The sequence below is a fragment of the Sphingomonas sp. 1185 genome (assembly GCF_040544655.1).
GTDB lineage: Bacteria > Pseudomonadota > Alphaproteobacteria > Sphingomonadales > Sphingomonadaceae > Sphingomonas.
This window is the reverse complement of the sequence record NZ_JBEPKL010000055.1, coordinates 1-6,527: the sequence shown is the minus strand read 5'-3', so window position 1 is coordinate 6,527 and position 6,527 is coordinate 1. Positions and strand designations below refer to the sequence as shown.

Here is a 6,527-nt window from a genome sequence, read left to right as displayed (position 1 = left end):
GACCGGCCTCCTGTCGCCGGTGACGATCTTGAATCAGACTTCAAGCCGCTTGGGAATCCCCCATCGATTCAAGACGCTCGGAATTTGCTCTAGAGCGCCGTGAACAGGCAAATCCCGCCCAGGATCACGCCGGGCGCATTGGCGAAGACGATCGGCCAATCCCGCTTCTCGCGCAAAAACCCATAGGCGACCCACAGCGAGCAGTTCACCATCGTCGCCAGCGGCTGAATCACCGAACCCTTCTGGCCCGCCAGGTTGAGCTGGATCTGGTCGATATAGGACAGGTACATGGCCACCGCCGTGGCGGTCGCGATCCAGCCGAGCAGCATCAATTTCCGTTCGCTCACAGCCGTTTGGTCTCCTTCTTCATGACAGATAAATCGATTGAAGCCTGGTGCTGCAACGCGCAAGCGGGGCAGGATGCTCCGGGGCGGAAAAGGGACCAGCATGCGCTTTGAGACAAGCGACGCGACGACGCTGGAGACGATTCTGCGCTGGCGCCGCGACGTCCGCCATTTCCGCACCGATCCGGTCGACGAGGTGGTGCTGGCGCGGCTGGCCGAGGCGATGGCGCTCGCCCCCTCGGTCGGCAATGCCCGGCCATGGCGGGTGATCCGCGTCGAGGATCCCGCGTTCCGCGCCGCCGTCCGCGCCGATTTCCGACGCTGCGACGAAGAGGCGGCGGCCGATTATGCCGACGAACAGGCCAAGGCGTATCGTGCGTTGAAACTCGCGGGCCTGGACGCCGCGCCGGTTCAACTGGCGGTCTTCACCCATATCGATCCGGCGGAGGGGCACGGCTTGGGCCGCCGCACCATGCCCGAGACGCTGCGTCAGTCGACCGCGATGGCGATCCACACGCTCTGGCTGGCGGCGCGGGCGGCCAATCTGGGCATGGGAATGGTCTCGATCCTCGACCCCGCCGCCATGGAGCGGATCTTCGAGGTGCCCGAGGACTGGAGCTTCACCGCCTATCTCTGCCTGGGTCATGCCGAGTGGGACGACGACACCCCGCTGCTCCACCGCGCGGGGTGGCAGGAAAATGCGCCGACGCGGTGGGAGGTGCGGTGAACAATTCCTCCCCTGCAAGGGGAGGTGGCGCGCGAAGCGCGACGGAGGGGTGTCCCGCTATCGAAAGGGGGCACAACCCTCCACCATGCTGCGCACGGTCCCCCTCCCCTGACCGGGAAGTAAAAACTGGGATCGCTCCCCCGCCCCCATGCGTACCCTCCCCATAGGAGACACGCGCATGGGCAATATGGTGGACGGCGTCTGGCACGCGGACGGGCTGTTCAAGTCGGACGAGAAAGGCAGCTTCAAGCGCCCGGACTCGGGCTTCCGCGACTGGGTGACGGCGGACGGCGGCCCCGGCCCCGATGGCCAGCCCGGCCACCGGGCCGAGGGCGGGCGCTATCACCTCTATGTCTCTTATGCCTGCCCCTGGGCGCACCGGACGCTGATCCTGCGCGCGCTGAAGGGGCTGGAGTCGATGATCGACGTGTCGGTCGTCGATCCGCTGATGCGCGAGAATGGCTGGACCTTCGCGACGACACGGGGCGGGACCGGCGATAGGCTGCACGGGTTGGACTATCTCTGGCAGCTCTATGGTCGTGCGCGCGAGGGTTATAGCGGCAAGGTCACCGTGCCGGTGCTGTGGGACAAGGCGCGCGACACGATCGTCAGCAACGAGTCGGCCGAGATCATCCGGATGTTCAACACCGCTTTCGACAGCCTGGGCGCATTGGAAGGGGACTATTACCCGACAGACCTTCGCGACGAGATCGATGCGGTCAACGCGACCGTCTATGACCGGGTGAATAACGGCGTCTACAAATGCGGCTTCGCCAAGGGCCAGGACGCGTATGACGCGGCGGTCGGGCCGTTATTCGCCGAACTCGATACGCTGGAGGAGCGGCTGACGGGGCGCGACTGGCTGGTCGGCGACCGGATGACCGAGGCGGATATCCGGCTGTTCACCACGCTCGTCCGCTTCGATGCGGTCTATTACGGCCATTTCAAATGCAATGTCCGCCGGGTGCAGGACTATCCGGCGCTGGAGGGTCTGCTCGAGCGGATGCTGGCCATTCCGGCAATCGCGGAGACGGTGCATCTGGATCACATCAAGACGCATTATTACGCCAGCCATCTGGAGCTGAACCCGACCGGCATCATACCCGCCGGGCCGGACCTGCCCTGGGCGGGATTGGTGCGAGGCTAGCCCCTCTTCTTAAGCCCCTCCCGCAGGCGGGAGGGGTTTGGGGAGGGCATGGAGTCTCGCAGAGACCATCGCCTGTGTCCCTCCCTCCCCCATCCCCTCCCGCTTGCGGGAGGGGCGTGCCAGGATCAATATGCCCGGCCGATCAGCACCCGCTCTACGCCCGCGCGGCCGGTGAAGATGCAGGGGCCGTCATCGCATCCCGTCTGGCCCATCGGCGCGTTGCGGATGGTCAGCTTCAGGCCCTTCAGCTTCTCGACCACCTGCTCCAGTTCCTCGCCGGTCGGCTTGGCCCAGCGGACATCGACCCAGCCGGGGTTCTTTACGCCGTCGGCGAAATGCGCCTCGACGCCCGCCCAGTCGTCGACGGGGACGATCTGCGCCTTCAGCCGCTCGGCCGACTGGCGGTGGAGTTCGCCCTGGATGTCGGTGAGCAGCGCCTCGATCCCCGACACGAAGTCACCACGCGGGCTTACGACCGAGTCGAGCTTGCCGTCCTCGCGATACAGCCGGTCGCGACGGATCACAGAGACGTTGCCGCCCGCCATGTCGCGGCCGCCGACCTCAATGATGACCGGCGCGCCCTTCTTGACCCAGCCCCAGCGCTTGTTGGCAGCCTTTTGCGCGCGCGCATCGACCATGGCGCGGATCGGCTCGCCCAGCGCCGACTGGCCCACCAGTTCCTTTTGCAGATCGCGGCAATAGGCGAGCAGCGCCTCGTCCTCGGGCTGGTCGCGCAGCATCGGCACGATCACCACCTGCCACGGCGCGACCTTGGGCGGCACGCGCATCCCGTCATCGTCGCCGTGGACCATGATCATGCCGCCGATCATCCGGGTCGACACGCCCCAACTGGTCGTCTGGGCAAAGTCCAGTCCGCCTTCGGCATTCTGGAAGCGGATATTCTGCGCCTTCGCGAAATTGTCGCCCAGGAAATGGCTGGTCCCGGCCTGAAGCGCCTTGCCGTCCTGCATCATCGCCTCGATCGAATAGGTCTCGACCGCACCGGGGAAGCGCTCATTCTCGGGCTTCTCGCCCGCGATGACGTGCATGGCGAGGCAATCCTCGGCGAAGCTGCGATAGACTTCCAGCATCTGGATCGTCTCGGCGCGCGCCTCGTCGACCGTGGCATGGGCGGTATGCCCCTCCTGCCACAGGAATTCGGCGGTGCGCAGGAACATGCGGGTGCGCATTTCCCAGCGGACAACATTGGCCCACTGGTTGATCAGCACCGGCAGATCGCGCCACGACTGAACCCAGCGGGCAAAGGCGGTGCCGATCACCGTTTCCGAGGTCGGGCGCACGACCAGAGGCTCTTCCAGCTTGGCCTCGGGATCGGGGACCAGGCCGCCCTTGCCGTCGGCGATCAGCCGGTGATGCGTGACGACCGCCATCTCCTTGGCGAAGCCGTCGACATGCTCGGCCTCCTTCTCGAAATAGGACAGCGGGATGAAGAGCGGGAAATAGCAATTCTCATGCCCCGTCGCCTTGATCCGGTCGTCGAGCAGCCGCTGGATCCGCTCCCATATGCCATAGCCCCAGGGGCGGATGACCATGCAGCCCCGGACACCCGATTCCTCGGCCAGATCGCCCTCGGCGATGACGGACTGATACCAGGCGGAGAAATCCGCGTCGCGGGTGACGGACAGAGCGTGCTTCATGCCCGCCCGATAGCGGCAAAGACCCGGTTTCGCCAAGCCGCTACGCACCGCAAGGCATCGACAATCAGAAAAGCAGGAAAATCCAAGACCAGGACAGGATCGTAATGAACAGGATGACCAAAAGGGCCATTCTCGGCTTCATCCGCCCGTTGTCGCGCACGACTTCATCAGTCTTTTTCGATAGATGCGAACCATCTTCGCCATCCCTTCCTTGCGGACGCGCCGACAAGTTGTGAATGTCCACGCACCCTTCATGCTGATCGATCATATCCCCCGCCGCTCATCTCTGGTATGAAAACAAGGATGTATGGCATAATGGCCATATGTCATCGTCGTCATCATAAGCGGCCGGATATTGCGTCTACATCATCCATTTGTGGTATGTCGCGTAAAGGAATTTCCGATAGCGACCGCGCCATGGTCGACCCAAGGCTTTTGGACGAAATATATGCGACGGTTGCGGATCCCAATCGCTGGCCGCAACTTCTCGAAAATCTCTCGAGACACTTTGGTGCTCGCTGCGCCTGCCTGTTTGCCACTTCGGAATGGCAGAATTTATTCATCATGTCATTGAGACATGATGATTTCTTCCAACGCTACATCGATCAGGGGTGGTTGGAACCCAATGTCAGAGCCGCGCCGCTCGTCGCCGAACACGCGCCCCGGTTCCGTACCGACAGCGACCTGCATCATCCCGACATGATGGCCACTCTCCCGGTCTATCGCGACTTTCTGATCCCCGAAGGATATGCGATCGGTGCCGGGACCGTCATCCAGGGCGTGGCGGACAAGATGATCACCGTCACGCTGGAAGGTTTTGCCAGCGAAGCCAGTGCCCGCGCCGCCCTGCCTCAGCTGGATCGGCTGCGCCCTCATCTGGCACGCGCGGCCAGCCTTTCGATGCAGATGAACCAGGTCGCCGCCCAGGCGACGGTCGATGCTCTCGACCTGCTCAACACCCCCGCCGTCATCGAACGCAGCGGACGGCTGCGCGCCCATAACCGACAATTCGAGGTCGGGATGGGCGATCGTATCACGACGTTCCAGGGACGGATTCGCTTTCGGAACACCGCCATCGATGCCAAGGTCCGAAGGGCATTGGCCGCCAGCCGCACCGATGCGGTGGTCAGCGCGACGATCCTGCTGGACGCGCATGCCATGATGCCGCCCTGTGCCCTCCACTTCATCCCGCTACGCCAAATGGCCAGGTCGCGTTTCGACGCCGACGGCTTCATCATCATAGCCGCCGACCCTGCCAACCGGTCCGTCCCGAAGGCGGGGCTGCTCAAACTGCTGTTCGACCTCACCCCGGCGGAGGCGATGCTGGCGGTCGAACTGGCGGCCGGTCGATCGCTGCAGGAGGCGGCGATCATCCGCGGCATCAGCTATGCGACCGCGCGCACGCATTTGCGCTCCATATTCGGCAAAATCGGCTGCACCCGCCAAAGCGAACTGGTTGCCATGCTCTGCCACCCCGCCCTGTCGGTGGGCCAGGCCACGCCATAGCCCGGGGCACAGGGCGACCGCAGACCGGCTTCGCCCATTGCCGTTTATGAAATGCTCTTCTAAGCGCAGGATCATGACCGGCGACCGCGTGCTCAAAGGCATCGGCCTGCGCCTGATCGCCATCTTCTTCCTGTCGACCATGTCGGCGCTTGTGAAGCTGGCCGAGTCGCGTGGGGCGACCTTGTCCGAAACCATGTTCTTTCGACAGCTTTGCGCGCTGCCGGTCGTGCTTGCCTTCGTCATGGCGGGGCCGGGGCTGGCGTCGCTGCGCACCACCCGGTTGAAGGGTCATGCCAAGCGGGCGATGGTCGGGCTGGTCGGCATGGTCTTCACCTTCGGAGCGGTGATGCTGCTGCCGCTGGCCGAGGCGACGACCTTCCAGTTCACCGTGCCGATCTTCGCCACCTTGCTCGGCGCGCTGGTGCTGGGGGAGAAGACCGGGCTGCAACGGTGGAGCGCGGTGCTGGTCGGCTTTGCGGGCGTGCTGCTCGTCGTGCGGCCGGGGGCGAGCGACATGTCGCTGTTCGGGGCGGGCGTCGGGTTGATGGCGGCGATGTTCGTGGCGATCGTCGCGATCGTGCTGCGCCAGTTGCGCGACGAGCCCGCGACCACGACCGTCTTCTATTTCACCATCCTGACCCTGCCCTTCATCGCCCTGCCCTATGCCTTCCACCTGAAGATGCATGATCCGCTGACCTGGGTGGTGCTCGTCTTGATCGGGCTGGCGGGCGGCATGGGGCAGCTGGCGCTGACCGGCGCATCGCGGCTGGCCCCCGTCGCTGCCGTCGTGCCGATGGACTATTCAGGCCTGATCTGGGCGACCGTCTATGGCTGGCTGATCTTCGGGGCCTTGCCCACGGCGGGAACCTGGCTGGGCGCCCCGGTCATCATCGCCAGCGGACTGTTCATCGTCTGGCGCGAGCAGCGGCTGGGCAAGCAACAGACGATCTCCGCCGCCGCAGAGGATTGACGTTATTCCTGCCCTTGCAGGGGGGGACTGTTTACACCGGCCGCATTGTGGATTCTTGTCTGTTCCTGTGATTTGAGGCGGGGGGGATGGAATGCGTTGCCCAAGGTGTGATGGGACTGACCTGATCAAGCGGGGCCGGAAGGCGGGGCATCAACGCTATGTGTGCCGGGCGTGC

Annotated in this window: 8 protein-coding genes; 5 read left to right on the top strand and 3 right to left on the bottom strand. The window is 64.4% G+C overall.

Annotated features, from left to right (window positions below; all coding sequences use genetic code 11):
- Positions 1 to 89: 89 nt before the first annotated feature.
- Positions 90 to 347 (bottom strand): SemiSWEET family transporter, encoded by a 258-nt coding sequence (locus ABIC44_RS19495; RefSeq protein WP_198930437.1) that lies wholly within the window; start codon positions 345 to 347, stop codon positions 90 to 92.
- A gap of 100 nt (positions 348 to 447) precedes the next feature.
- Between ABIC44_RS19495 and bluB the strand changes: the two genes are divergently transcribed.
- Together bluB and ABIC44_RS19485 are read left to right on the top strand one after the other, a co-directional pair.
- Entirely contained in the window at positions 448 to 1,071 is a 624-nt protein-coding gene (gene bluB, locus ABIC44_RS19490; protein ID WP_354297071.1) for a 5,6-dimethylbenzimidazole synthase, read from the top strand.
- 178 nt (positions 1,072 to 1,249) lie between these two features.
- Positions 1,250 to 2,218: a glutathione S-transferase family protein gene (locus ABIC44_RS19485; protein ID WP_354297069.1), complete on the top strand. Its 969-nt coding sequence runs from the start codon at positions 1,250 to 1,252 to the stop codon at positions 2,216 to 2,218.
- Positions 2,219 to 2,343: 125 nt separating this feature from the next.
- Here the strand turns inward: ABIC44_RS19485 and proS are convergent, their stop codons facing one another.
- A complete protein-coding gene (gene proS / locus ABIC44_RS19480) occupies positions 2,344 to 3,876 on the bottom strand; it encodes a proline--tRNA ligase (protein WP_354297068.1) in 1,533 nt (510 codons plus the stop codon).
- Between the two features lie 64 nt (positions 3,877 to 3,940).
- The gene (locus tag ABIC44_RS19475; RefSeq protein ID WP_354297067.1) at positions 3,941 to 4,144 is read right to left on the bottom strand and encodes a hypothetical protein; all 204 of its coding nucleotides are present in this window, start codon (positions 4,142 to 4,144) and stop codon (positions 3,941 to 3,943) included.
- A 113-nt stretch (positions 4,145 to 4,257) separates the two neighbouring features.
- Between ABIC44_RS19475 and ABIC44_RS19470 the strand changes: the two genes are divergently transcribed.
- From ABIC44_RS19470 to ABIC44_RS19460, 3 genes are all read left to right on the top strand, one after another.
- Positions 4,258 to 5,382 carry a helix-turn-helix transcriptional regulator gene (locus ABIC44_RS19470; protein ID WP_354297066.1) on the top strand — a complete coding sequence of 375 codons (1,125 nt, stop codon included), beginning with the start codon at positions 4,258 to 4,260 and terminating at the stop codon, positions 5,380 to 5,382.
- A 73-nt stretch (positions 5,383 to 5,455) separates the two neighbouring features.
- A complete protein-coding gene (locus ABIC44_RS19465; protein ID WP_354297064.1) occupies positions 5,456 to 6,352 on the top strand; it encodes a DMT family transporter in 897 nt (298 codons plus the stop codon).
- Positions 6,353 to 6,443: 91 nt separating this feature from the next.
- Positions 6,444 to 6,527 (top strand): IS1/IS1595 family N-terminal zinc-binding domain-containing protein (locus tag ABIC44_RS19460; protein ID WP_354297072.1); only part of this gene is annotated, 84 nt, incomplete at its 3' end.

Bases quoted from the DNA above. Each gene is read 5' to 3' on its own strand.
- bluB (WP_354297071.1), top strand. From the start codon at position 448: ATGCGCTTTGAGACAAGCGACGCGACGACGCTGGAGACGATTCTGCGC.
- ABIC44_RS19485 (WP_354297069.1), top strand. From the start codon at position 1,250: ATGGGCAATATGGTGGACGGCGTCTGGCACGCGGACGGGCTGTTCAAG.
- proS (WP_354297068.1), bottom strand. From the start codon at position 3,876: ATGAAGCACGCTCTGTCCGTCACCCGCGACGCGGATTTCTCCGCCTGG.
- ABIC44_RS19475 (WP_354297067.1), bottom strand. From the start codon at position 4,144: ATGATCGATCAGCATGAAGGGTGCGTGGACATTCACAACTTGTCGGCG.
- ABIC44_RS19470 (WP_354297066.1), top strand. From the start codon at position 4,258: ATGTCGCGTAAAGGAATTTCCGATAGCGACCGCGCCATGGTCGACCCA.
- ABIC44_RS19465 (WP_354297064.1), top strand. From the start codon at position 5,456: ATGACCGGCGACCGCGTGCTCAAAGGCATCGGCCTGCGCCTGATCGCC.